We start from the raw sequence: 26,400 nt of genomic DNA on the forward strand, positions 1-26,400 counted from the left end.
TTAACCGCAAAGTGCGCAAAAGATTTTTTTTTGTGTTTGTAGTTGTCTTTATTAAGTTCGCAAAGCTGTGTGGTGTAACTTTGCGAGCTTTGCGTATCCCTTTGCGTGCTTTGCGGTAAGATTTTTAACCGCAAAGAGCGCAAAGGTTTTTTTTCTTTATACTTTGTTGCTGCCTTTATTAAGGTCGCAAAGGCTTTTGGTGGTGTAACTTTGCGAGCTTTGCGTATCCCTTTGCGTTCTTTGCGGTAAGATTTTTAACCGCAAAGAGCGCAAAGAATTTTTTTTCTTTGTGTTTGTCGGTTGTCTTTATTAAGTTCGCAAAGCTGTGGGGTGTAACGTTGCGAGTTTTGCGTATCCCTTTGCGTTCTTTGCGGTAAGATTTTTAACCGCAAAGAGCGCGAAGGCCTTTTTTCTTTGTGTTTGTGGTTGTCTTTATTAAGTTCGCAAAGCTGTGTGGTATAACTTTGCGAGTTTTGCGTGTCCCTTTGCGTTCTTTGCGGTAAGATTTTTAACCGCAAAGAGTGCGAAGGCCTTTTTTCTTTGTGTTTACTGTTGTCTTTATCAAGTTCGCAAAGCTGTGTGTTATAACTTGGCGAGCTTTGCGTAGCTCTTTGTGTGCTTTGCGGTTAAATAGCAGTTGCTGCATAAAAGTTTTTTCTGAAAGTGAAAACAAATCTTTCACGGTCTATATTGGAATTTGGGATTTAAAAGTTGGAATTTCTTTTGAAGACAATACTTCCTTTTTGCCGTAGACTGCGTTAGGGATGGGAGCGGCATCCTTTTGCGACACCCGAAACTTCTTTTCAAACCCAAAACGTCTATCGCAAAAGATATAGCGGACAGCCCGGCCCGGAGGGAAACGCCCAGATTATATGTATTCTTTAAACAATGTATCATCTTGTTTCTGTTAAATTAAAATCAATTTTGAGTTTTAATTTAGCCTCGGTTAGCCATTTTAAATGTGAATCAGTATTTTTGTGTAAATATTATAATTTAAGTATGAAAAAAAGTATTGTATTGTTGACATTGTTTGTTATCGCAAATTTAAATGCTCAACAACGACCTAAATTAGTTGTAGGTATTGTAGTTGATCAGATGAAAATGGAATATTTATATCGGTTTTCAGATGATTTTTCACCGTATGGTTTTAAGAAATTAATGAATAATGGGTATACTTTTCAGAATATGCATTATAACTACATGCCAACTTACACGGCTCCGGGACATGCTTCAATTTATACAGGAACAACTCCTGCTACACATGGAATTGTTGGTAACGAATGGTTTAGCAGAACACTAGGCAAAGAAATGTACTGTACAGATGATGCTGGTGTGAAAACAGTTGGAGATGGAACAGTTGAAGAAGGAGCAATGTCTCCTAAAAATCTTCAAAGTACCACTATTACAGATGAAGTAAGAATGGCTACCAATTTTGAAGGTAAAGTTATTGGAATGAGCCTTAAAGACCGTGGTGCAATTTTGCCTGCGGGTCATTTTGCAAACTGGGCTTTCTGGTATAGCAAAACTGGTTCTTTTATTTCAAGTACATTTTATGGTGAAAAATTACCTGAATGGGTGAATCAGTTTAATAATGAGAAGCATTACATGCCTTATATTAATAAAGGTTGGGATTTGTATAAACCTGCTTCAACTTACAATGAAAGTTTGCCGGATAATAATCCGTATGAAGGTAAGTTATATGGCAGTGCAGCACCCGTTTTCCCATATGACTTGAAAACGATGTATGAGAAAAATGATGCAGGAATTCTAAGGGCAACTCCTTATGGTAATGATTTATTAGCTGAATTTGCTAAAAAGGCTATCGAAAAAGAAGAATTAGGAAAGGATAATATTACTGATTTTTTAACGGTTAGTTTTTCGTCAACAGATTATGTGGGGCATTTATTAGGGCCTCGTTCTATGGAACTTCAGGATACTTATTTAAGATTAGATCAGACGATTGCTGATTTTTTAGATTATTTGGATAAAACAGTTGGAAAAGGGAATTATTTACTTTTTCTCACAGCGGATCATGCAGGAGCAGAAAATGTTATTTACTTAAAAGATCGTAAATACAATGTTGATAATTATCCGTCAAAAGATTTTAGAAAGAATTTGGGTGATTTCTCTGTAAAAACTTTTGGTGTTGATTTGCTTTTAAATTATTCTAATTTTAATATCTTCTTTAATAAACAAATAGTTAAAGATAAAGGTTTGGATTTAGTAAAAGTAAAACAAGCTTTTAAAGAGTATATGATTTCCATGCCTCAGATTAAAAAAGTCTATACAGAAGAAGAAATTTTAGCTAATTCTGGAAATGATTACTATTTAAATTTTGTAGCAAAAGGATATGATGTTACTCAGGATGGGGATATGGTTATAATCAATAAACCTGGAGATATGGAATATTCGGTTACCGGAACCTCTCATGGGACACCTTATGCATATGATACTCATGTACCGGCTATTTTTTACGGATGGCACATTAAAAAAGGTGAATCATATGATAAAAAAGCAATTACTGAAATTGCCCCGACAATAGCTCAAAAAATTAAAGTTAGTTTTCCTAATGGAACTGAGGCAAAATTGTTGCAAGAGGTTTTAGATGAAAAAATCGAGAAAACTGAGAAAAAATAGTTTTTCTATTTCTATATAAAGTTAAACCTGTCATTGTTTTATGACAGGTTTTTTTTATGCTAAAAAAAAGGCTTTTCAATTAAGAAAAGCCCTTTTAGTAGTGTTTTAGTAAGCACTTATTATAATGTTAACACTATGCGTTTGCTAACACTAATTCTTCGTTAAAAGGAAGATTCCAAGCTTCAGCAACTCCTTTGTAAAGGATTTTTCCGTTAGCAATGTTTAATCCTTTTTTCAATTCTTCGTTTTCGTTACAAGCTTTTTCCCATCCTTTGTTTGCTAATTGTACAGCGTAAGGTAAAGTAGCATTTGTTAAAGCTAAAGTTGATGTGTAAGGCACAGCGCCTGGCATATTAGCCACACAATAGTGAACGATATCATCAATAATAAAAGTTGGGTTTTCGTGTGTTGTAGGCGTACAAGTCTCAATACAACCACCTTGATCTACAGCAACGTCAACAACAACAGTTCCCGGACGCATTAATTTAAGCATGTCACGAGTGATTAAGTGAGGTGCTTTTGCTCCTGGAATTAAAACGGCTCCAACAATTAAATCTGCGTCTTTAATTGCTCTTGTGATGTTATAATGGTTTGACATCTCTGTATTTACGTTTGCTGGCATGATATCATCTAAATGACGTAAACGTGGCAAACTTAAATCCATAATAGTCACTTGTGCTCCTAAACCAGCAGCCATTTTTGCAGCCTGAGTTCCAACAATTCCTCCACCTAAAACTAATACTTTAGCTGGTGGCACACCTGGAACACCACCTAAAAGAATTCCTCTTCCTTTTAATGGTTTTTCAAGATATTTTGCTCCTTGTTGAATTGCCATACGACCCGCAACTTCAGACATTGGAACTAATAAAGGTAAACTGCGATCTGCTTTTTCAACTGTTTCGTAAGCTAAGCAAACTGCACCTTTTTCAAGCATAGCATGAGTTAATGGTTCTGATGAAGCAAAGTGAAAATAAGTAAAAAGTAATTGATCTTTTTTGATTAGAGGATATTCAGAAGCAATTGGTTCTTTTACCTTAATGATCATCTCTGCGATAGCATAAACTTCTTCAATAGTTCCTAAAACTACTGCCCCTGCAGTCACATATTCATCATCGCTGAAGCCACTTCCTAAACCTGCAGTTGCTTGAACATAAACTGTATGTCCATGTTTTTTCATCTCAGAAACACCAGCTGGAGTTAATGCTACACGATTTTCGTTGTTTTTGATTTCTTTTGGAACACCTATTATCATCTTGTTATATTTTTTTGTTTTTTTCTTAAATTGTTTTTACAAAGCTACTGATAGAGAATATATTATTGATATTGGGCGTATAAATAAGAAAATATTATTTTATTTTATACTTTTACAGAAATTTATTCTTTTTGGAGCGTCTTGCAAGTCTCAAAAGAGAAAAAAAGACTAAATTTTACTAATTTAAGAAAACGTTTTCGCTATGGCTTTAGATGAAATTGACAAAAAAATCTTACGACTTTTGCAGGAAAATGCCCATTATACGTTAAAGGACATTGCAAATAAAATAAATCTGTCTCTTACACCGGTTCATGATAGGGTCAAACGCCTTGAAAAAGAAGGAGTTATAGAAAAGTATGTTTCGATTTTGAACAAGAAAAAACTTGGAAATAATCTAACAGTTTACTGTCAGGTGACACTTACGAAACAGACTTATGATACTTCTGAGGGGTTTAATCAATCGATTTTGAATTTACCGGAAGTTGTGGAATGTAATTATGTTTCTGGTAATTTCGATTACATGCTTAAAATCATTATTCCTGATATGGAAAGCTATCATCATTTTCATCAAAAAAAATTATCTATTTTACCTGAGGTTTCTCTAATAAACACTGTTTTTGTAATTTCTGAAGTAAAAAGCACTACAGTTCTCCCAATTTAAAACAAACAAAAAACCACCAAGAAAAACTTGATGGTTTTAAGAATGGTTGGATTGGTTTTATATTAATAATAAGTAAAACGTCTAACTTTAGCAATGTACTTTGCTAAACGAATTACTTGATGACTATATCCATATTCGTTATCGTACCAAATATAAAGTACGATGTTCTTGCCATCTTTTGAAACAATTGTGGCGTTGCTATCATAAATTGAAGGGGCAGAAGTTCCTACTATATCAGAAGAAACCAATTCATTATTTAAGGAATATTTAATTTGCTCTACAAGTTCACCTTCCAAAGCATATTTTTTCATTATTTTATTGATTGCTGCTATAGAGGTAACTTTTTTAACTTCTAAGTTTAATACCACCAACGATCCGTTTGGAACTGGGACTCTAATAGCATTTGAAGTTAATTTTCCTTCAAGGGATGGAATTGCTTTTGCAACTGCAGTTCCGGCACCAGTTTCCGTAATAACCATATTTAATGCAGCAGCTCTTCCGCGACGGTATTTTTTATGCATATTGTCAACCAGATTCTGATCGTTTGTATACGCATGAATGGTTTCTAAGTGGCCTTTTAAAACTCCTAAAGTATCTTCAACTGCTTTTAAAATTGGAGTTATCGCATTTGTAGTGCAGGATGCTGCCGAAAAAATATTTATTTCGTCAGGATTATATTCGTTATGATTTACCCCGTGAACGATATTTGGAACTCCTTTTCCAGGTGCTGTCAATAAAACTTTACCAACTCCATTTGAAGTTAAATGCCTTTTAAGGGTTTCCTCTGTTGTAAAAGCGCCAGTATTATCTATAACTAAAGCATCATTGATTCCGTATTGTGTATAGTCTATTTCTTCCGGAGTATTGGCATTTATAATGTGAACGGTGGTTCCGTTAATGATTAAAGCATTATTCTTTGGATCAGCAATTACGGATCCTTGAAAATCTCCATGAATTGAATCGTAACGTAACAGAGAAGCTCGTTTCTCTAAAATTGACGCATCATTTTTGTCACGGGTTACAATTGCTCTCAAACGCAGTTGGTTTCCTTTACCAGTTTTTGACATTAATTCTCTTGCAAGTAGACGTCCAATTCTTCCAAAGCCATATAATACGACATCTTTTGGCTGAATTTCTTTTGTTGATTTGGCTTTTTTCAATTTTTCCATCACAAAATATCTGGCATCCGGATATTTTTCTTCTTCTAAAAGATATTCGTATGTCAATTTTCCTAAATCTAATTTTGCAGGTGGAAAATCTAATGACAAAATTACTTTTGCAATTTCAACAGAATCAAAAACACTAATAGGTTTACCTACGAATTCACCTGCGTATTGATGTAAATTTATTATGTCACTGACATTTTTATCCAATAATTGGTTTTTAAATAAAACCATTTCAATGGATTTGTCATACCATAAATCGCTTATGACTTTTATTAATTCGACACCAGCTCTTCTTCGGTCGACTTGTAACGATACCTCTTTTTGGTACAAAGATTTTTTACTCATAATTGATTAAATTGAAAAAATAAAATGCTCACTATTTTAAAATTTTGCGCAAAAGTATCCATTTCAATCGATTTCGTAAACTATTTTGTGATTTATTTTTGAAAAATAAAAAAGCCATCTTAATTTTTTAAGATGACTTTTTATGAGAGGATTTTAACTAGTTTTCAGTCTCAGTCATAGTATTCAGTCTTTAGGGATCTGATAACTGTGACTGAAAACTGCGACTATAATTAAATAATTATTCTGAAGATTTCTCCATTTCTATTTATCATTTCGATTCGGACACTTTGTCCTTCGTCTTTTTTACTTAAAAGTTTCGAAACGGTTTCAACATTTGTTGCTTTTACATTATCAATGCTTAAAATAATATTGCCTTGCAATTCATTTTGATATTGCATTAAATTGTCGTTGGTTATGTTTTTAATTTTTACACCATAATCAATTCTGAATTTCTTTTTATCAGCAGCATCGATATTTTCTAATTCTATTCCTTTAAATTCGGTACTAAAGAATTCATTTTTACTTAAAGTTACCGGAACCGTTCTCGTTTGTCCGTCCTTCATATAAGTAACTTTGACAACATCATTTGGTCTTTTCGTGTTAATGTAACCTGAAAGATCAGCATAAGTTGCAATATTTTGGTCGTCTAATTTTACAATAATATCTCCTTTTGAAAGACCAGCTTTTTCAGCTCCTGAATTTTTAGAAACTTTACTGATATAAAAGCCTTGCGTTTGAGTTACACCCAATTCTTTTGAAGCTGTACTGTTTAATTCGCCGCCTTCAACACCTAAAATACCTCTTTGAACATTTCCGAATTCCATAATGTCTTCAATAATTTTTCTCGCGATATTAGACGGAACGGCAAATGAATAACCAACATATGAACCAGTCATGGAAGAAATCATTGTATTAATACCAATTAATTCTCCTCGCGTATTTACTAACGCTCCACCACTATTTCCTGGATTTACAGCTGCATCAGTCTGAATAAAAGATTGAATTCCACTTGTGTCTAAATTTCTGGCTTTCGCCGAAACAATTCCCGCAGTTACAGTCGAAGTTAAGTTGTACGGATTACCTACAGCCAAAACCCATTCGCCAATTTTTACATTATCAGAATTGGCAAAAGCAGTATAGGGAAGTTTTTCATCGGCATTGATTTTTAATAGGGCGATGTCCATTTTTGAATCGGTACCAATCAATTTTGCAGTATATGATTTCTTGTTGTTTAAGGTAATTTCGATTTCCGAAGCATCTTTAATTACGTGATTGTTCGTCACGATATATCCATCCTCAGAAATAATAACACCAGAACCAGTTCCTACTTGTTCCTGTTGTTGTTGACCACCGTATCCATAGAAAAATTCCATCATCGGATTACTGACTGTCCTTCTCGAGACATTTTTTACGTGAACAACAGTATGGATTGTCTTATCTGCGGCAGCTGTAAAATCAACCGTTTCAGCTGATAGTGCAACATTTCTGCCATATGAATTTGGGGCTAGCGTAACAACAGAATTTTCTCTTCCAAAAAAAGAATTGTTGCCATCAAATAATAATTTGTAAGCACCAAGTGTAGTAGCACCACTCAGTAATGACACTAAAAATAAGCTTGAAAATCTTTTCATAATTAGGATTTATGTTTAAGTTACTAACGTAAAATTAAAGGAAAAAATTATTTCAAAAAATGCTTTAACGCTCTTTAACATTGATTAACATTTCATTAATTAATAGTTCGTACTTTTGTACTTATTAATAGACAAAAAATGCAAATAGAATTTTATAAATATCAAGGTACGGGCAATGATTTTGTGATGATTGACAATCGTACTAATTTTTTTCCAAAAGAAGATATTCAACTAATTGAGCAATTGTGTGACAGACGATTTGGTATTGGCGCTGACGGACTTATTTTACTTGAAAATGATTCGGATACGGACTTCAGAATGGTTTATTACAATTCTGATGGAAATGAAAGTTCGATGTGTGGAAACGGAGGTCGTTGCTTGGTAGCTTTTGCAAATCAATTGGGCGTGATCAACAATCAGGCAATTTTTATGGCAACGGACGGATTACATCATGCTTCAGTTGGAAATGATGCCATTGTTTCTTTGCAAATGATTGATGTAGATGACATACAAAAGAAAGATTCTTATACTTTTTTAAATACTGGTTCTCCACATCATGTTCAAATTGTCGAAGATTTGAAGAATTATAATGTAAAAGATAATGGAGCATCGATTCGCTACGGAGAATTATATGGAGAAAAAGGAAGTAATGTGAATTTTGTAAAGAAAATTGATGAAGATACTTTTTCAGTTCGTACTTATGAAAGAGGTGTTGAAGATGAAACTCTGGCCTGTGGGACAGGAGTAACTGCGGTTGCAATTGCAATGAATGCAATTGGAGAAACGGATAAAACATCTATCAATTTAAATGTTGAAGGAGGAAAGCTTAATGTCTCTTTTGATAAATTAGGAGATCATTTTACTAATGTTTTCTTGACCGGACCAGCAAAATTTGTTTTCAAGGGAACAATAGAAATATAAAATCTCAATTTTTAAATTCCAAATTCCAAATCTTCATTTCAAATCTACAATCAACAATCTAAAATTAAATGATCACACTCAAAGGCAAAAATATCTATCTGCGTGCATTAGAACCTAATGATTTAGAGTTTGTGTATGCGATGGAAAATGATCAAAACATTTGGGAAGTTAGTAATACTTATACGCCTTACAGCCGTTTTTTGGTTCGTCAGTATCTTGAAAATGCACATCAGGATATTTATGAAGCCAAACAACTGCGATTGGCTATTTGCCAGGATGAAGATTTTCCTGCGATTGGATTAATTGATTTATTTGAATTTGACCCCAAGAATAATAAAGCGGGTGTTGGAATCGTTATCCAAAAGGATGAAAATAAAAGGCAAAATATTGGCTCTGAAGCATTAGAGCTTTTAATAAAATATGCGTTTTATAATTTAAATTTACATCAGCTCTATGCAAATATTAGTGTCGAAAATGTAGCAAGTATAGCTCTTTTTACTAAATTTGGTTTTGAGAAAATAGGAATTAAAAAAGATTGGATCTTGCTGAATAACCACTATCAAGACGAAGCAATGTTTCAATTAATTAACAAACAAATTTAAAATTTAAACTTTGAGCTTAAAAAAAATTATCACGATAACTGCTGTAGCCGTAATTTCAGTTTTAATGATTTACGGATTTATTTTGATTAGCAGAATTTTTAGCGCCAACACAAAATTTGAGGAAAAAGAACTTTATGTTTATGTTCCGACTGGTGCCAATTATACCGATGTTAAAAAAATATTAGAACCTTATATTAAGAATTTCGAAAACTTCGAAATGGTAGCCAATAAAAGAAGCTATCCGGAAAATGTAAAATCAGGCCGTTTTTTACTTAAAAAAGATATGAATAATATCGATTTGGTTCGTGCAATGCGTTCTAATGTTCCTGTTAAATTAGCTTTTAATAATCAGGAGCGTTTGGAGAATTTTGCCGGAAGAGTTGGCTCTGAAATCGAAGCTGACAGTTTATCTTTAATGAAAGCGATTAAGGATTCGACTTTTATGGCAACAAACGGTTTTAATGAAGACAATGTATTTGCAATGTTTATTCCAAATACATATGAAGTGTATTGGAATACTTCTGCAGAGAAATTCCGTGATAAAATGATCAAGGAGTATCATAATTTCTGGACAGATAAAAGAATTGCAGAAGCAAAAGAACAAGGTTTAACACCTGTTCAGGTTACTATTTTAGCTTCAATTGTTCATAAAGAATCAGTTAAAAAAGACGAAAGACCCAGAATTGCAGGAGTTTATTTAAACCGTTTGCGTTTAGCAATGCCTTTACAAGCAGATCCCACGGTAATTTATGCTTTAAAATTAAGAGACAATAATTTTGACCAGGTTATCAAAAGAGTATTTTATAATGACTTAGTAATGAAATCTCCGTATAATACTTATGTAAATATTGGATTGCCTCCTGGGCCAATTGCAATGCCAGATATTACGGCTCTTGAAGCAGTTTTAAATCCGGAGAAAAACGATTATATCTATTTTTGTGCTAGTGTTGAGCGTTTTGGATATCATGAATTTGCTTCCACTTTAGCAGAACACAATGTAAATGCAAAAAAATATTCTGACTGGATTGCGAGCCAGGGTGTAACAAGATAGTTTTTTGATTACTTCATAAAAAATATAACCGAAGCGTAAAGCTTCGGTTTTTTTATTTTTTAGAGGTTTCGGTTTTTCTATGAAATAGGATTATTTGTGAATTTTGATTGGATCACTTTTAAAATTTTAAAGGAAGAAAAGTAAATGAAGGTCGCTTTTTAAATTTAAAAAAAATAAAATTGAGGTTAAATCTCATTTATTTATCTGTAAATAAATTGTAAATAATGTAAGTTAAGTAGTATTATTTTAACAAAATTGCTAAAAATTTGATAAAAATGATGTTTTTGGAATTTATTTTTTACTGCTTTTAATGCTAATTTGAAGTCTTCCATTTATGCTTGAAAAGGGCATCATTAAAGGGATGAAGCTCAATTTTACAATTCTTAAAAACGCTTAATTACCTGATTGTCAGTATTGTTTTGTTTTGGTTATCTTTGCACCGTAGAAATTTCAAGAGGGTGACAGCGTTTTGAAGAAAAACAATTTATGATAAAGAAATGGTATTTTTATGCGAGTTTAGTCGTTATTATTACATTTTTAAGTTTGGGTTTTAAACCCTTTAATCTAGAAACCAAACCTTGGTTTTTAATAGAAAAAACAGATGGATCAGAATACTTATTTCCATCGCTCGATAAGGATGATTATCCTGAATCAAACAAATTAAACGTCCCATACACGGGAAATCATCTAATCGGTTTTAAAGAAGCAGTTGCTTTTAAAGAGTCTCAGGGAAAATACCGTTTGGTAAACTCTCTTGGATATATGGGGAAATACCAATTTGGTCCTCAGGCATTGAGATCGATTGGTGTTCACAGTGGGAAAGCATTTTTAAAAAACCCTGCTTTACAAGAAAAAGCATTTGTTGCGCTATTATCCAAAAACAAATGGATTTTACGTAATGAAATTGAAAGGTACGAAGGGAAAATTATTAGCGGTGTGGCCATTACCGAATCTGGAATTTTGGCAGCAGCACATCTTGGGGGCGCTGGCTCCGTAAAAAACTTCTTTAAAAATAAAGGGAATAGACGTTTCAGAGATGCTTACGGAACTTCATTAAGAAGTTATATGAAAGCCTTTGGAGGTTATGATCTTTCTTATATTGAAGCAGATAGTAACGCTACAATAAACGACTAAAAAGTAAAAAAAATAAAATCCCGATTAACTCGGGATTTTTTTTATGAAATAAATTAGTCAATTAATATTTCTAAAATTTTAATTGCAGCTTCACTAATTTTTGTTCCTGGTCCAAAAACGGCAACTGCACCAGCATCAAATAAATATTGATAGTCTTGTGCCGGTATAACACCGCCCACAATTACCAAGATATCTTCGCGGCCATGTTTTTTAAGTTCTTCAATAACTTGTGGAACCAAAGTTTTATGTCCGGCAGCTAGGGAAGAAACGCCTAATATATGTACATCATTTTCCACAGCTTGTTTGGCGGCTTCAGCAGGAGTTTGAAAAAGCGGACCAATATCAACATCAAAACCTACATCAGCATAACCTGTTGCTACTACTTTTGCTCCTCTGTCATGCCCGTCTTGCCCCATTTTGGCAATCATAATTCTAGGGCGTCTTCCTTCTTGTTTAGCAAAAGCATTGGCTAATTGTTTTGCCTTTTCAAAATTTTCGTCATTTTTTATTGCTGCACTATACACACCGCTAAAGGATTTAATTTGCGCTTTGTACCTGCCAAAAACACTTTCCAGAGCATCGCTTATTTCTCCTAATGTTGCTCTTTCACGAGCTGCTTCAGTCGCAATTTCCAGTAAGTTACCTTCGCCAGTTTTGGCACAATGAATTAATTTTTCCAGTGATTGATTTACTTTTTTAGTATCTCTTTTTGCTTTTATTTCTTCAAGACGTTCAATTTGTTGCTTACGAACCATTTGGTTGTCAACATCCAAAATATGCAACGGATCTTCTTTTTCTAATCTGAATTGATTTACACCAACAATAATATCTTGCCCGCTGTCAATTCGTGCTTGTTTTCTCGCTGCAGCTTCTTCAATTCTCAGTTTTGGAATTCCGGCTTCAATGGCTTTTGTCATTCCTCCTAGTTCTTCAACTTCTTCAATAAGTTTCCAGGTACTTTCTAGTATTTCATTGGTCAAACTTTCAACATAATAGCTTCCGGCCCAAGGATCGACGGTTTTAGTTATCTTAGTTTCCTCTTGTAGAAAGATTTGTGTATTACGTGCAATTCTGGCAGAAAAATCAGTTGGCAAGGCAATCGCTTCGTCAAGTGCATTGGTGTGTAAAGACTGTGTTCCTCCAAAAGCAGCAGCAGTTGCTTCGATACAGGTTCTGGCTACATTATTAAAAGGGTCTTGTTCTGTTAAACTCCAACCGCTTGTTTGACAATGCGTTCTTAGTGCTAAAGATTTATCGCTTTTCGGATTAAATTTTTGAATTAATTTTGCCCAAATCATTCGACCTGCTCTCATCTTGGCGATTTCCATAAAATGATTCATACCAATTGCCCAAAAGAAAGAAAGGCGAGGAGCAAACTCATCAATTGTCATTCCGGTTGAAAGTCCGGTTCTGATATATTCTAAACCATCTGCTAAAGTATAAGCCAATTCAATATCAGCAGTGGCACCCGCTTCCTGCATATGATATCCTGATATTGAAATAGAATTGAATTTTGGCATTTTTTTGCTCGTAAATTCAAAAATATCAGCAATAATTTTCATTGATGGTGTTGGAGGATAGATATAAGTATTACGTACCATAAACTCTTTCAAAATATCATTCTGAATCGTTCCTGATAATTTTCCGATTTCAACACCTTGTTCTTCGGCAGCAACAATATAGAAAGCCATAATAGGTAAAACAGCTCCATTCATCGTCATTGAAACTGACATTTCATCTAATGGAATCTGATCAAACAGAACTTTCATATCTTCGACAGAATCAATTGCAACGCCCGCTTTTCCAACATCACCAACAACTCTTTCGTGATCTGAGTCGTAACCACGGTGTGTTGGTAAATCAAAAGCAATTGAAAGTCCTTTTTGTCCGGCAGCTAAATTTCTTCTGTAAAAAGCATTGCTTTCTTCAGCTGTTGAAAATCCGGCATATTGACGAATAGTCCACGGACGTCTGACATACATTGTAGCATACGGGCCACGTAAATTTGGCGCAAAGCCAGCCCCAAAATCAAGAAATTCTAAATTTTCAAGATCTTTTTCTGAATATGTTTTTTTAAGTTCAATACCTTCAGCAGTAAAAAAGTTATCGGCTAAAATGTCTGACTTTTGACTTTCGACTTTTAACTTTTCACTGTCCAGATTAATATGTTTAAGGTCTTTTCTTATCATGGAGACACTTCGTTTTGTTTGATTATTAATTACTTTGAAAAAGATTTATTCAAGTTCTAGGCGTTCTTGTTCCAGCTTTTCAGCTAATCTTTTTTCTATAATTGGTGTAATTAATGTTTTTCTTGGTTTGATTTTTACAAAAGGAAAAAGCTCTAAATCGTGTTTCATTTTGTCTTCTTTGTTTGGATATTTATTCGTTCCAAGTAAAACTTCTTTTTTTGAATCGAATAATTCCTGTTCTTTTGCAGAACTTTCCTGAATTTTCTTCTTGATTGTTCCGTCGTTTAATAATTTTAGAAATCCACCATCAGCTTCTATCTCTTTGAATAATTTTAAACTTTTTTCTGCCAACTGCATTGTCAAACTTTCAATATAATAACTTCCGTCAGCTGGATTGTCGACTTTGTCAAAATAACTTTCGTGTTTTAAAACCAATAATTGATTTCTGGCAATTCGGTCTCCAAATTCGTTGTCTTTATGGTATAATGCATCATAAGGAAGATTTGCAACCGAATCAGCACCACCTAAAATAGCCGACATGCATTCGGTTGTCGTACGAAGCATATTGACATTGTAATCGTAAATGGTTTTATTTCGTTTGGTTGGTGTAACCAATAAATGACAGTCGATGTCAGGATTATATGCTGAAGAAATTAATTTAAAAAGCATTCGTAAAGCACGAAGTTTTGCAATTTCAAAGAAATAATTAGTTCCAACAGAAACCTGAAAAACAATTGGTTTGGTAATACTTGGCAAGCGATTTAAATATTCGTTTGCGTGTGCTAAACTGTAAGCAATTTGTTGTGTAATATTTGCACCGGCATTTTGATATAAACCTAGATCAATACTAAGTAAAGAAAGGTTTGTCGTTGCTTTTGCAATATTTTCAATCGTTTCAAAATTATTTTTATCAGATGTTACCAGCCAATTTCCTTCTCTTGCAAAATATCCAATGGGATCAATATTACAGTAAAAAATGGAATTTTTTTGTAAAGAAATGGTGTCTAATTTTTTTACGAAATCGATTGAAATAAAATTCAAATTAAAGTAAACGGTTCTGTTCTCTAAAGGAAGTGATTCCAATAGTTTTTGAACGTCGATTTTTTCGTTTTGAATCGTAAAACGCAAACTTTCTGCACCTCTTTGGATAGTATCGATGGCTCTTTGAATTGATTTCTCAATATCAAAAACAAAAATATTTTGACAGATTTTAAAATTAGAAGCCTCCGTTTTTACGGCTGCCGCTTTTGAAAATTCATCACTGTGATAAAAAGGCTTTACCTGAATATCTTCGGGAGAATTCCAGATTACGGTTTGGTTATATTCGGCTCCATCTAATTCAAACTGAATTTTTTGTTTCCATTGTTTGGATGAAATCGGATTAAAATCGTCGAACAGGGTAGTGGCCATTTGGTGTTTTTTCTAATTATTCTTATCTTGAATGGTATCTCCTTCAAATTGGATAATGTAAATATCTTCGCTGTCTTTTTTCATAAAGTACTTTTCGCGCGCATATTTTTCTATTTGCTCAGGATTTTTAAGTTGTTTGATCTGCTCCTGATCTTTCTTTATTTCTTCCTGATAGTATTTTTTATTGTCTTGTAATTCATTTATTTGTCCATCTAAAAAGCGATGATCAAAATAAGAGTAGTTGTCTAAAAATAACATCCATATAACAAAAAACAGCAACACCCAAACATATTTATTGCCCAGGAATTTAAACCACGATTTGCCTTTATATGGATTTTTTATTTTCATTTTTAATTAATCGATTGTGTATGAGAATTATGACTCGTCTTTCTAGCTTGATGTAGCCGATATCCTTTTTGTGTTCACCGCGGCGGACACAAAAAGATAAAGGCGAGAGCGGAAAAAGCTCTTAATTTTTATGGACTAAATTTACAATAAAAATTATGAAATTCGTTGATTAATTACGGCACGAACTACATCAATTGCTACAGTATTGTATTTGTCATTTGGAATAATGATATCAGCAAAAGCTTTTGATGGCTCGATAAATTGCTCGTGCATAGGTTTTAAAGTGTTTTGATAACGGTTTAAAACCTCGTCGATATCACGTCCGCGTTCTGAAATATCTCTTTTTAAACGACGCACTAATCTTTCATCAGAATCGGCATGAACGAAAATTTTGATGTCAAAAAGTTCGCGTAATTCAGGATTGGTTAAGATTAAAATACCTTCAACAATCATTACTTTTCTCGGATGTGTCGAAACAGTATCGTCAGTTCTGTTATGCTGTATAAAAGAATAAACCGGTTGATCAATTGTTTCGCCCGCTTTTAAAGCTTTAAGATGCTTTACCAATAGTTCAAAATCAATAGATCTTGGGTGATCAAAATTAATTAATGCTCTTTCGTCAAAAGACAAATTGGTTGTTTCTTTATAATACGAATCCTGAGAAATTACGCCAACTTCAGTGTCGGGTAATTCAGTCATGATTTGGTGTACTACTGTTGTTTTTCCACTTCCTGTTCCTCCTGCAAGTCCAATAATGAGCATAAATTTGATATTATATATTTATTCGGCAAAAATAATAATTTAAGTGGATTGTATAAGCATATTATTTATTTAAACCATATAAGTAACATAAGTAAATTTAAGCAAACAGATATTTAAACAAAGTATTATTTAACTGAACTAATATTACTTATATGGTGAAAATGATAAAAAAAATCCCGAAAGCAAAGCCGTCGGGATTTCGTGCAATCAGTATAGTTTTAATAAAATATTCTGAATTTAGTAAGCACTTGTAATTATTTATTCTTTTTTGCTTTTATCATCATTTCGAGCTGATCCCAAAGTTCCTCAGGAATTGCTTCTAGTAAGTTGAATTGTCCTGCACCTTTTAACCATTCGCCACCATCAATTGTAATAACGTCACCGTTTACATAAGCTGAAAAGTCAGAAACTAAATAAGCCGCTAAATTGGCCAGTTCCTGATGATCACCCACACGTTTTAATGGTACTTTCTTAGCCATATCAAATTTTTCTGCAAGATCTCCAGGTAATAATCTGTCCCAGGCTCCTTTAGTAGGGAATGGTCCCGGAGCGATTGCGTTAGAACGGATTCCGTATTTTGCCCATTCTACAGCTAAACTTCTTGTCATGGCTAAAACTCCTGCTTTTGCAGTAGCACTTGGTACCACGTAAGCTGAACCAGTCCATGCATAAGTTGTAACAATATTTAAAATAGTAGCTGATGTTTGTTTACTATCGATCCAATGTTTTCCAAAGGCTAGCGTACAGTTTTTAGAACCTTTTAATACGATATCAATAACAGTATCAAATGCATTTGCAGATAAACGTTCTGTGGGAGAAATGAAATTCCCGGCAGCATTGTTCAAAAGAACATCTACTTTTCCGAATTCTTTCAAAACGGCCTGAAGCATATTTTCTACTTCTTCATAATGACGAACGTCACATTGAAGTGGTAAACATTTTCCACCAGTTTCTGTTTCAAGTTCCGTTGCAGTGTTTTTTAGCTTTTCTAAATCTCTTGAAGTAATCGCTACCTGAGCACCTAATTCTAAGAAATATTTAGTCATTGCTTTTCCTAAACCACTTCCACCGCCTGTAACAACTATAACTTTGCCTTTTAAAGCATCGTCACGTAACATTTTATCTGTATAGCTCATACTTTTCTTTTTTTACAATATTAATTAAAATAATAGGATGCATGCATAATAATGTTATAAAATTTTGATAAATTTTATATATCATACAATTTTTTTGCTGCTGACTCTAATGTGAAGTTGTCTTTGGCAAAACAAAAACGTATTAATTTTTGGTCTTTATGATCCGAATAGAAAGTTGATATTGGAATTGCTGCCACTCCATGATCTGTGATTAGTTTTTTGCAAAATGTCACATCATCTTCATCTGAGATATTGGCATAAGAAGCCACCTGAAAATAAGTTCCCTCGCAAGGTTTTAATTCGAATCGGCTGTTTTGAAGGAGTTTCTGAAAATAATCGCGTTTTTCCTGATAAAATTTTCCAAGTAAATTTACATCAACAACATCTAAATATTGACTGATGGCAACCTGAGAAATACTATTGACGCTGAAAACCAAAAACTGATGTACTTTTTTAATTTCCTTCATCAGATATTCCGGTGCGACTGTGTAACCAATTTTCCAACCTGTAATATGAAATGATTTTCCGAAAGAAGAAACCATGATACAGCGATTCAAAAGAAAATTTTTGGTATGTGCTGAAATATGCTTTTCTTCGAAAGTAATGTATTCGTAAACTTCGTCAGATAAAACTATAATCTCAGGATATTTTGAAAGTAATTTTTCAAGTTCTAAAAAATCATTTTCCGTCAAAATTTTTCCTGTCGGGTTATGCGGATTATTGATGATCATCATTTTAGTTTTAGCCGAACAAGCTTTTTCAATGGTTTCCCAATTTGGCGTGTAATCATCATTTAAAGCTACACGAACGGGATTTGCATTACAAAGTAAAACGGGAGATTCATAAGAATCATAACTCGGATCCAGAATAACCACTTCATCCCCAGTTTTTACCAAAGCTAAAATCGTAGTGAAAATTCCCTGCGTTGCGCCAGCTGTAACCAAAAGTTCTAAGTCAGGATTTATCGTTCTGTTATATGAACTCTCAATTAGTTTAACGATCTGATTCATCAAAGGCGGATAACCGGCCATTGGTGTATATTGGTGTACATTTTCTTTGGATAATTTTGCCAGAATATTGGTTAATCTCTCGTCAACGGGAAAATTTGGAAATCCTTGGGAAAGATTTATGGCATTATATTCGGCTGCCATTTTTGACATTACTGTAAAAATACTTGTGCTGACGTTAGGGAGTTTGCTCATTAAAATGTTTAATTAGGGGAAACTGTAAGTGAGATATAAAAGAGATTAATTAAATTAAACTATTTTAAAGTTATTGGGAGCGAATATAAAACTCTAACTTTTTTGCCATTTTTTTCTCCGGGAATCCATCTGGGGCATTTTTTTAGAACTCGAATTGCTTCAGCTCCTGTTTCGTAACCTGCATCTTTCAGGATTTTTATGTCTGTTAATGCGCCATCTTGTTCAACTATAAATGTTGTGTAGATTTTTTTGTCCTTTAAGTCAATATTTTCGTCAGAGTATTTAAAATTGTTATCTACAAATTTATAAAATTTCTCAAACCCTCCGGGAAAGGTTGGTTTACTATCTATTTCCGCAGTATTATAAATTGTATTATCGTTATTTGAATCTTTAGAGGAAGGAATAGGTTCGTCAATAACTAAATGAGAATCGTAATAAAGCTCTTTGTCTTTAACAATAACTGGTTCTGTGCTTTTTGTGTCAGAAGCTTTTGTTTTCGAAATATCTTTAGTACTTTGAGAAAACATAATTTGTGTACAGCAAATAAAAATCAGAATCAAAAATTTTTTCATGACAACTGGATTTAAATGTTAGTTTACATTTTATGAATAATAAAAATCGTTGGTCTATTATGCAGATCAACTTTCAATTTTTTCCAATCTGCAACTCGCATTGTTTTAATAAATTCTGTTGGCAGTGTAATATCAGTTGCAATACAAAGATGTGTTGACGGATTTACAATTTGCAGAATATCTTCGACTAATTTATTGTTTCTATAAGGTGTCTCAATAAAAATCTGAGATTGATTTTTATCCTGAGATAATTTTTCAAAATGTTTTAAGGCTGATTTTTTTTCATCTTTATCAATTGGCAAATATCCGTTGAACGTAAAACTTTGGCCGTTCATTCCAGAAGCCATCATGGCTAATAATATAGAAGAAGGCCCAACCAATGGTACTACCTGAATTCCTTTTTCATGCGCCAGCTTTACAATTACTGCACCCGGATCAGCAACACCCGGGCAACCCGCTTCGCTCATTAATCCTACATTTTTTCCTTCTAATAAAGGTTTAATGAAGTCTAAATGTTCGCTTGCTTCAGTTCGTTTATTAAGCGTGAAAAGAATTAATTCTGACTGTTTTTTCTCCGGAGAAACGGCTTTTATTGATTTTCTCGCCGTTTTTTCGTTTTCAACAATATAATGATCTATAAAATCAATGCTTCTTTTTACGGTTTGTGGCAAAACATCCATTGGATCGCTTTCGCCCATTGTTGTTGGAATTAAATATAATTTTCCTAGAAGTTTCATGTGATTTATTTTATAGATTATAAAATGAAAAATTCCAATTATTTAGAAATCAAATAATTGAAATAAGTTAAGAGTGTTTTTCGATGAGTTTTTTAGAAATGATGTCAGTCACATCGTCTAACATTTGGTAAACGTTGTCAAAACCATTAACGGCTCCAAAGTAAGGATCTGGAACATCTACATTTTCGCCCGGAAATAATTCGTTTAAAATAAGATGGACTTTTTCTTTATGTTCTGGTGTTTTGGCAAGATGAATGACATCACGGTAATTCGAATTATCCATAACGTAGATATAATCGAATTCATCAAAATCTGAAGTTTTAAATTGCCTTCCCTTTTGACCATCAATACATAAGCCGTTTTTTTGGGCAACTGCAATAGAACGTTTGTCTGGTGCGTGACCTACATGCCAGGATCCTGTTCCAGCTGAATCAACTGTAAATTTATCTTTAGGAAGTTTAGAGGCTAAAATACCTTCTGCTAAAGGTGATCTGCATATATTTCCCAAACAAACCATTAAAACTTTTACCGGCATGATTCGCGTTTATAGCGTTAATTTTTTGTTGATGTCTTCGACAAATTTTTTGAATTGTTTGTCTGTAGAAACTAAATTGTCAACTGTTTTACAAGCGTGTAATACGGTAGCGTGATCGCGATCTCCAATTTGTGAACCAATGTTTGCCAAAGAAGCTTTAGTGAATTTCTTTGCAAAAAACATAGCTAATTGTCTCGCCTGAACAACGTGCCTTTTTCTGGTCTTTGATTGAAGCGTTTCAATATCCAACTGAAAATAATCAGACACAATTTTTTGAATATAATCGATAGAGATTTCTCTCTTTACGTTTTTAACAAATTTCTCTACAACACTTTTCGCTAAGTCGATTGTAACTTCTTTTTTGTTGAAAGAAGATTGGGCAATTAAGGATATAATCGCACCTTCAAGCTCACGAACATTTGATTTAATATTGCGTGCAACATATTCGATAATGTCATCCGGCATTTCCACTCCATCGCGGTACAAAATGTTTTTTAAGATAGAAATACGAGTTTCGTAATCTGGCTGATGTAACTCAGCAGATAATCCCCATTTAAAACGAGATAGCAAACGTTGCTCGATATCCTGCATATCTACAGGCGCTTTGTCAGATGTTAAAATTACCTGTTTTCCGTTTTGGTGCAGGTAATTAAAAATATGGAAAAACACGTCCTGAGTTCCTGATTTTCCAGATAAAAACTGAACATCATCAATAATCAAAACGTCAATTAATTGGTAAAAGTGAATAAAATCATTACGATTATTCTTTTTTACTGAGTCAATATATTGTTGTGTGAAAATTTCGGCAGAAATATATAAAACCGTTTTTTCAGGATACTTATCTTTTACTTCAACACCAATAGCGTGCGCTAAGTGTGTTTTTCCTAAACCAACTCCACCAAAAATCAACAATGGATTAAATGATGTTCCTCCAGGTTTATTGGCAACAGCCATACCTGCAGAACGGGCCAAACGGTTAGAATCTCCTTCTAAGAAATTATCAAAACTGTAGTTTGCATTTAATTGCGACTCAATTTTTAAATTTCTAATTCCGGGAATTACGAAAGGATTTTTAAGTTCAGGATTTAAGTTTTTAAATGGAGCATCAACCTCTTGCGGTTTCATTGGCACTCTATTAGCACTTGGCAACTGTTCGGTAAACGGTTGTTTATTGCCATAAGTGTTCTCCATTTTAATTTTATAGAGTAACTTTGCGTTTTTTCCTAGTTCTTTGGTAAGCGCAACTTTCAATAATTTTACGTAGTGCTCTTCGAGCCATTCGTAGAAAAATTTACTTGGTACTTGAATATATAATGCGTTGTCGGTTAGCTCAACTGATTTGATTGGTTCGAACCAAGTTTTATATGCTTGATCTTGAATATTGTCCTTTATAAAAGACAAACAGTTTTCCCATACCGATTGAGCAGTTTTAGTCATAGATTCAGATAAATTTTTTATTATTGATAAAGATTCTCCTAATAAAAAAGGAGCAAAATTTTTCCGTATTTCAGGATAACAAATATGTGAACAAATTTCTGTAAAAAAAAATATTTTGGGGTCTAATTTTATAAAAAAATGTTGTAAGTGAACTTTAGGAAGTTAATTTTTTTTAATCAATAAATAATGAAAAATCATCAAACGCAAGTGCGTGTTCGTTACTCTGAAACAGACCAAATGGGGGTTGTTTATCACGGAAATTATGTACCATATTTTGAGATCGGACGCGTGGAATGGCTTAGAGACAAAGGGATTTCGTATAAAAGTATGGAAGAAAGCGGAATCGGTTTACCAATTGTTTCAATGCAAATAAATTACAAAAAATCGGCGCGTTATGATGAGCTTCTTACGATTCAAACTACTTTCAAAAGTCAATCTTCTGTTAAGATTGAATTCGACTGTGCGATCTATAACGAAGCGAATGAGTTATTAACAACAGCGGTGTTTATTTTAGTATTTATTTCGTTAAAATCAGGTCGTCCAACTGCCCCTCCGGATTATATTTTAGAATTATTTAAAACACTGGTATAATTGTTAAAATGGTGTAGGTTTTTATATCGATTTATATAATTTTAATATCGATTTCAAACATTAAATCAAAAATGTCGAATACTAATTCGGCATTTTTTTTTCGTGTTTTTGTGATTATTTTGCCAATTGGAAGTCCGGAATCTTCATCAATTTCCATTTCCTGAGAAGTAATTTCCAGTTTTTTTTCTTTGACAACACGCATAACTTTATTCATATTTTTATAATCAAAAGAGATTAAAAAATGAACGTCGATAGTTTTTTCGACAATTTCACAAACTTCAAGTGTCATTTGTGCAGTTGTTTTGTAAGCGGCAATCAATCCGCCAACACCCAATTTGACCCCGCCAAAAATCCGAACTACAACTACCAAAATATTTGTTACTCCAAAAGACTGAATCTGGCCATAAATAGGAGCGCCGGCCGTATTACTGGGTTCTCCGTCGTCATTGGCACGGTACGATATTTTTGGAGCTGTTCCTAGTTGATAAGCATAACAATAATGAACGGCGTGAGGATGTTGTTTTTTTAAGTTTTCAATAATAGGTTTTACTTCTTCTTCACTTATAATAGGAAAAGCATAACCAAAGAACTTGCTTCCTTTTTCTTTAAAAAGCACTTCTTCAGATTCAAAAGCAATGGTTTGATACGTATCGTTATATTCCAAAAGTAAATTTCTAAATTATGTTTCTCTTAGCTATGAGTAAGTTTTTCACGCAGATTTAAAAAGATTTAAGCTGATCTATACAGATTATAATTAAAATTAAATCTGCTTAAATCTGCAGAATCTGCGTGAAAAAATCATTTTAATCTGTGAAATCTGTGGCATAAGATTTCTATACTATTTTTTTATCAAATAAATCGACAACATCTTCCTGACCCACTTGCAAATTCCAGACATGAAGTCCTAAGGCTGCGGCTGCATCTGTATTTTCTTTTTTATCATCAACAAATAAAGTTCGTTTTGGCGATAGCTCGTGTTTGTTAATGATGTATTGGTATGCTTCAGCATTTGGTTTTCGCTTTCCAATTTCAAAAGAAAAATAAACTTTTTCAAAACATTGGTAGAAATCACTATAAAATGAAATACCGCTTTTGGTTTCGAAAGTTTCAATATGAATCGAATCAGTATTGCTTAATAAAAATAAGCGATATTTTTTTGAAAGCATTTGAAGGAATTCTAATCGGTACAAAGGAAAATCGGCCAAAACAGCATTCCACGCTTCCAGAATTTCTTCGATTGAAGCATTTGGAAGTTGTTTTTGAAAACCAGCCAGAAATTCATCATGCGAAATATCTCCGGTTTCAAACAAAAGATTCAAACGATCCAATTCTGCATTCCATTCCGTCATGCCAAGTTTCTGCAATCCTGAAATAGTGGCCTGTTTATCTAAATTGATAAAAATATCTCCAAAGTCAAAAATTATAGTATCAATCATGATTTCTAACGTATATTAATTCGTCGTTCTGAATATTTGTTTTGGTTGTAATTTTCTTTTGCATAACTGGAGCTTTTGTTCCTTTATTAAAAGTAGTGTTTCCAATAAAAATGCGAGCTTCGTCCCAAATGTCGTGATCGATAAATGCCTGTAAAGTTTTCAAACCGCCTTCTATAATAATAGACTGAATTTGGTTTTGATGCAAAACAGTTAAAATTTGCGGTATTATATTTTGATTAAAATCGATTACTTCAAAGGTAGTGTTTTCTGCTGAAAAGTTAATTTCACATTTTGTAAATAGGATAGTTTTAACGCTGTCATCAAAAATAAAACTCTCTTTCGAAATGCGATTATTTTGATCTAAGACAACACGAACAGGATTATTTCCTGACCAATCTCTAACATTTAATTTCGGATTGTCATCAATTACGGTTTGAGTTCCCACTAAAATGGCTTGTTCTTCACTTCGCCATTTATGAACCAGTTGTCTTGAATAGGAATTGGTAATCCAAATGGGTTTCCGTTCCTGATTAACATCTTTCTCAGGAGATAAAAAACCATCCTGACTTTCGGCCCATTTTAATATAATATAAGGTCTCTGTCTATTATGAAAAGTAAAAAAGCGTTTGTTTAGCTCGTAGCATTCGTTTTCTAAAATTCCGACGGTAACATTAATTCCGGCTTCAATTAGTTTTTTGATTCCGTTTCCGGCCACTTTTTCATTTGGATCCACAGTTCCAACAACGACATTCGGAATCTCATTTGCAATAATCAAATCGCAACAAGGAGGTGTTTTTCCAAAATGACTGCAAGGTTCTAAACTTACATAAATTGTGGCCTTTTTTAGCAACGATTTGTCTTTTACAGATCGAATCGCATTGACTTCTGCGTGCGGTTCTCCGGCTTTTTTATGCCAGCCTTCACCTATAATTTGGTCATTGTAAACAATTACGCTTCCTACCATTGGGTTTGGATAAGTTGTTCCAAAACCATTTTTGGCAAGTTCTATACAGCGTTTTATGTATTTTTCATGTGCATTCACACTACAAAAGTAATTATTTTTGAGTTTAGTCCCATAGTTATTCATGTATGATAAGAAACTATAAGAAAAGTATTTTTACTTTTGTAGAGATTACAAGTATAAAAGAAATATGAAAAATTGGCTTATTAGAAAGATTAAAAAAGAAGACAATCAGGCAGTTGCAAAATTAATAAGATCAGTTTTTGATGAAATGGAAATTCCAAAAGTGGGTACGGCCTATGAGGATCCCTATTTAGACTTAATGTTTGAAGAATACAATAAACCACGATCTGTTTATTTTGTGGTTGAAAATGAAGGTAAAATAGTGGGTTGTTGCGGAATTGCACCTTTAGAAAATGGTGATCCCTTAATTTGTGAATTGCAAAAGATGTACTTTTTGCCTGAAACACGAGGTTTGGGAATTGGAAGTAAAATGATGGAGAAATGTTTGGAGCAGGCTAAAGTTTTTGGTTTTGAAAAATGTTATATTGAGACAATGCCATTCATGCATGCTGCTCAAAAATTATATAAAAAATCAGGTTTTGAATATTTAGATGCACCAATGGGATGTACCGGACATAGTTCTTGTCCTATTTGGATGTTGAAAGATTTGTAAAATCTTTTGTAACAAATTAGCTTTTAGCATACTTATTTGAAAGGAAATTGGCTTTTGCCGAAAGATAATACTCAAAGACCCGAAATGAAAATTAAACAATACCGCACTCAATTTATAAAAGAATTATCGCCTTTTTACGATGCGTATGAAGCGGAAAGTTTTTTCTATTTAATTTTAGAAGACAAGCACAAATTAAGGCAAATCGATCTGGCTTTGAATCATGAACTGAATTTTTCGGAAAGTGATTTTGTTATTTGGAATTCGTTGTTGAAGCAATTAAAAAAAGAAGTTCCAATTCAGTATTTACTTGGAAAAACAAGCTTTTATGGTTTGGATTTTGAAGTAAATGAGAATGTTTTGATTCCGAGACCAGAAACTGAAGAATTGGTTGAGTGGATTATAAATGAGAATTCAATAGCAGACAAGACTAAAAAGTTAAAGATTTTAGATATCGGTACGGGAAGTGGGTGTATTGCTATCTCACTGGCAAAAAATCTACCCAACGCTGATGTTTATGCTCTTGACGTTTCTAAAAAAGCATTAGATACGGCAAAACGAAATTCTGTAAACAATAATGTAGAAGTGACTTTTATGCTTAAAAATGTTTTAGAATTAGAAGCTTTGAAATCTAATTATGATATTATTGTTTCCAATCCTCCTTATGTTCGAAATTTAGAGAAAGTAGAAATTAAAAAGAATGTTTTAGATTATGAACCGCATTTGGCTCTTTTTGTGGAAGATAATGATGCATTAATTTTTTACAGGAAAATTGCAGAAATAGGAAAGGTAAATCTTTTGGAAAACGGACAATTGTATTTTGAAATCAATCAATATCTAGGCAAGGAGACAAGTGATTTACTTGAGCAAATGAATTTTAAAAATATTGAATTAAAAAAAGATATTTACGATAATGACCGAATGATGAAAGGGAATATTTAGTTTTCAGTCTCAATCTCAGTCTTCAATTATTAGGTCATTTTTGCATATAATTTTATTACTTATTGCTAA

At 33.2% G+C, this 26,400-nt stretch carries 25 protein-coding genes; 9 read left to right on the plus strand and 16 right to left on the minus strand.

Annotated features, from left to right (window positions below; all coding sequences use genetic code 11):
* Nucleotides 1-999: 999 nt before the first annotated feature.
* Complete coding sequence (gene pafA, locus B0A65_RS15660; RefSeq protein ID WP_074659214.1) at nt 1,000-2,637, plus strand: alkaline phosphatase PafA; 1,638 nt, start codon at nt 1,000-1,002, stop codon at nt 2,635-2,637.
* Between the two features lie 133 nt (nt 2,638-2,770).
* On the opposite strand, the gene ald is transcribed toward pafA, so the two are convergent.
* Entirely contained in the window at nt 2,771-3,889 is a 1,119-nt protein-coding gene (gene ald, locus B0A65_RS15665; RefSeq protein ID WP_074659213.1) for an alanine dehydrogenase, read from the minus strand.
* A gap of 202 nt (nt 3,890-4,091) precedes the next feature.
* Here ald and B0A65_RS15670 point away from each other — a divergent pair, with 202 nt between their 5' ends.
* Nucleotides 4,092-4,550, plus strand: coding sequence for an Lrp/AsnC family transcriptional regulator (locus B0A65_RS15670; protein ID WP_041516998.1), 459 nt, complete (start codon nt 4,092-4,094; stop codon nt 4,548-4,550).
* 62 nt (nt 4,551-4,612) lie between these two features.
* Here the strand turns inward: B0A65_RS15670 and B0A65_RS15675 are convergent, their stop codons facing one another.
* Entirely contained in the window at nt 4,613-6,061 is a 1,449-nt protein-coding gene (locus tag B0A65_RS15675; protein ID WP_074659212.1) for a glyceraldehyde-3-phosphate dehydrogenase, read from the minus strand.
* A 230-nt stretch (nt 6,062-6,291) separates the two neighbouring features.
* Complete coding sequence (locus B0A65_RS15680) at nt 6,292-7,692, minus strand: trypsin-like peptidase domain-containing protein (protein WP_074659211.1); 1,401 nt, start codon at nt 7,690-7,692, stop codon at nt 6,292-6,294.
* Between the two features lie 138 nt (nt 7,693-7,830).
* On the opposite strand from B0A65_RS15680, the gene dapF reads away from it, so the two are divergent.
* The 4 genes from dapF to B0A65_RS15700 all read left to right on the plus strand — a co-directional run bounded on the left by dapF (nt 7,831) and on the right by B0A65_RS15700 (nt 11,400).
* Nucleotides 7,831-8,613: a diaminopimelate epimerase gene (gene dapF, locus B0A65_RS15685; RefSeq protein ID WP_074659210.1), complete on the plus strand. Its 783-nt coding sequence runs from the start codon at nt 7,831-7,833 to the stop codon at nt 8,611-8,613.
* 68 nt (nt 8,614-8,681) lie between these two features.
* Complete coding sequence (locus tag B0A65_RS15690; RefSeq protein WP_074659209.1) at nt 8,682-9,215, plus strand: GNAT family N-acetyltransferase; 534 nt, start codon at nt 8,682-8,684, stop codon at nt 9,213-9,215.
* Between the two features lie 10 nt (nt 9,216-9,225).
* Complete coding sequence (mltG, locus tag B0A65_RS15695) at nt 9,226-10,266, plus strand: endolytic transglycosylase MltG (RefSeq protein ID WP_074659208.1); 1,041 nt, start codon at nt 9,226-9,228, stop codon at nt 10,264-10,266.
* Nucleotides 10,267-10,752: 486 nt separating this feature from the next.
* Nucleotides 10,753-11,400: a peptidoglycan-binding protein LysM gene (locus B0A65_RS15700; protein WP_074659207.1), complete on the plus strand. Its 648-nt coding sequence runs from the start codon at nt 10,753-10,755 to the stop codon at nt 11,398-11,400.
* A gap of 53 nt (nt 11,401-11,453) precedes the next feature.
* Here the strand turns inward: B0A65_RS15700 and scpA are convergent, their stop codons facing one another.
* The 10 genes from scpA to dnaA all read right to left on the minus strand — a co-directional run bounded on the left by scpA (nt 11,454) and on the right by dnaA (nt 21,728).
* Complete coding sequence (gene scpA, locus B0A65_RS15705; RefSeq protein ID WP_074659206.1) at nt 11,454-13,589, minus strand: methylmalonyl-CoA mutase; 2,136 nt, start codon at nt 13,587-13,589, stop codon at nt 11,454-11,456.
* 45 nt (nt 13,590-13,634) lie between these two features.
* Nucleotides 13,635-14,999 (minus strand): methylmalonyl-CoA mutase subunit beta, encoded by a 1,365-nt coding sequence (locus B0A65_RS15710; RefSeq protein ID WP_074659205.1) that lies wholly within the window; start codon nt 14,997-14,999, stop codon nt 13,635-13,637.
* Between the two features lie 12 nt (nt 15,000-15,011).
* A complete protein-coding gene (locus B0A65_RS15715; protein ID WP_074659204.1) occupies nt 15,012-15,347 on the minus strand; it encodes an FtsB family cell division protein in 336 nt (111 codons plus the stop codon).
* A 153-nt stretch (nt 15,348-15,500) separates the two neighbouring features.
* On the minus strand, nt 15,501-16,109 hold the full coding sequence (gene udk, locus B0A65_RS15720; protein ID WP_026984962.1) for a uridine kinase: 609 nt from the start codon (nt 16,107-16,109) through the stop codon (nt 15,501-15,503).
* A 254-nt stretch (nt 16,110-16,363) separates the two neighbouring features.
* Nucleotides 16,364-17,245 carry an SDR family oxidoreductase gene (locus B0A65_RS15725; RefSeq protein ID WP_074659203.1) on the minus strand — a complete coding sequence of 294 codons (882 nt, stop codon included), beginning with the start codon at nt 17,243-17,245 and terminating at the stop codon, nt 16,364-16,366.
* 74 nt (nt 17,246-17,319) lie between these two features.
* Complete coding sequence (locus B0A65_RS15730) at nt 17,320-18,447, minus strand: methionine aminotransferase (RefSeq protein ID WP_074659202.1); 1,128 nt, start codon at nt 18,445-18,447, stop codon at nt 17,320-17,322.
* Between the two features lie 59 nt (nt 18,448-18,506).
* A complete protein-coding gene (locus tag B0A65_RS15735) occupies nt 18,507-19,019 on the minus strand; it encodes an energy transducer TonB (protein ID WP_083370413.1) in 513 nt (170 codons plus the stop codon).
* A 23-nt stretch (nt 19,020-19,042) separates the two neighbouring features.
* Nucleotides 19,043-19,756: an SAM-dependent methyltransferase gene (locus tag B0A65_RS15740; RefSeq protein WP_074659200.1), complete on the minus strand. Its 714-nt coding sequence runs from the start codon at nt 19,754-19,756 to the stop codon at nt 19,043-19,045.
* A gap of 67 nt (nt 19,757-19,823) precedes the next feature.
* Nucleotides 19,824-20,291 (minus strand): low molecular weight protein-tyrosine-phosphatase, encoded by a 468-nt coding sequence (locus tag B0A65_RS15745; protein ID WP_074659199.1) that lies wholly within the window; start codon nt 20,289-20,291, stop codon nt 19,824-19,826.
* Nucleotides 20,292-20,300: 9 nt separating this feature from the next.
* On the minus strand, nt 20,301-21,728 hold the full coding sequence (dnaA, locus tag B0A65_RS15750) for a chromosomal replication initiator protein DnaA (RefSeq protein WP_074659198.1): 1,428 nt from the start codon (nt 21,726-21,728) through the stop codon (nt 20,301-20,303).
* Between the two features lie 186 nt (nt 21,729-21,914).
* Here dnaA and B0A65_RS15755 point away from each other — a divergent pair, with 186 nt between their 5' ends.
* Entirely contained in the window at nt 21,915-22,319 is a 405-nt protein-coding gene (locus B0A65_RS15755) for an acyl-CoA thioesterase (protein ID WP_074659197.1), read from the plus strand.
* 31 nt (nt 22,320-22,350) lie between these two features.
* Here the strand turns inward: B0A65_RS15755 and B0A65_RS15760 are convergent, their stop codons facing one another.
* From B0A65_RS15760 to ribD, 3 genes are all read right to left on the minus strand, one after another.
* Entirely contained in the window at nt 22,351-22,983 is a 633-nt protein-coding gene (locus tag B0A65_RS15760) for an IMPACT family protein (protein WP_074659196.1), read from the minus strand.
* Nucleotides 22,984-23,152: 169 nt separating this feature from the next.
* Nucleotides 23,153-23,755, minus strand: a complete 603-nt coding sequence (locus B0A65_RS15765; RefSeq protein ID WP_074659195.1) for an HAD family hydrolase — start codon at nt 23,753-23,755, stop codon at nt 23,153-23,155.
* A complete protein-coding gene (ribD, locus tag B0A65_RS15770) occupies nt 23,748-24,797 on the minus strand; it encodes a bifunctional diaminohydroxyphosphoribosylaminopyrimidine deaminase/5-amino-6-(5-phosphoribosylamino)uracil reductase RibD (protein WP_074659194.1) in 1,050 nt (349 codons plus the stop codon). The genes B0A65_RS15765 and ribD overlap by 8 nt, the downstream gene beginning before the upstream one ends.
* A gap of 109 nt (nt 24,798-24,906) precedes the next feature.
* On the opposite strand from ribD, the gene B0A65_RS15775 reads away from it, so the two are divergent.
* Both B0A65_RS15775 and prmC read left to right on the plus strand, forming a co-directional pair.
* Entirely contained in the window at nt 24,907-25,392 is a 486-nt protein-coding gene (locus B0A65_RS15775; protein ID WP_074659193.1) for a GNAT family N-acetyltransferase, read from the plus strand.
* 84 nt (nt 25,393-25,476) lie between these two features.
* Entirely contained in the window at nt 25,477-26,331 is an 855-nt protein-coding gene (gene prmC, locus B0A65_RS15780; protein WP_074659247.1) for a peptide chain release factor N(5)-glutamine methyltransferase, read from the plus strand.
* Nucleotides 26,332-26,400: the final 69 nt, after the last annotated feature.

It is taken from the genome of Flavobacterium frigidimaris, assembly GCF_002217275.1.
GTDB lineage: Bacteria > Bacteroidota > Bacteroidia > Flavobacteriales > Flavobacteriaceae > Flavobacterium > Flavobacterium aquidurense.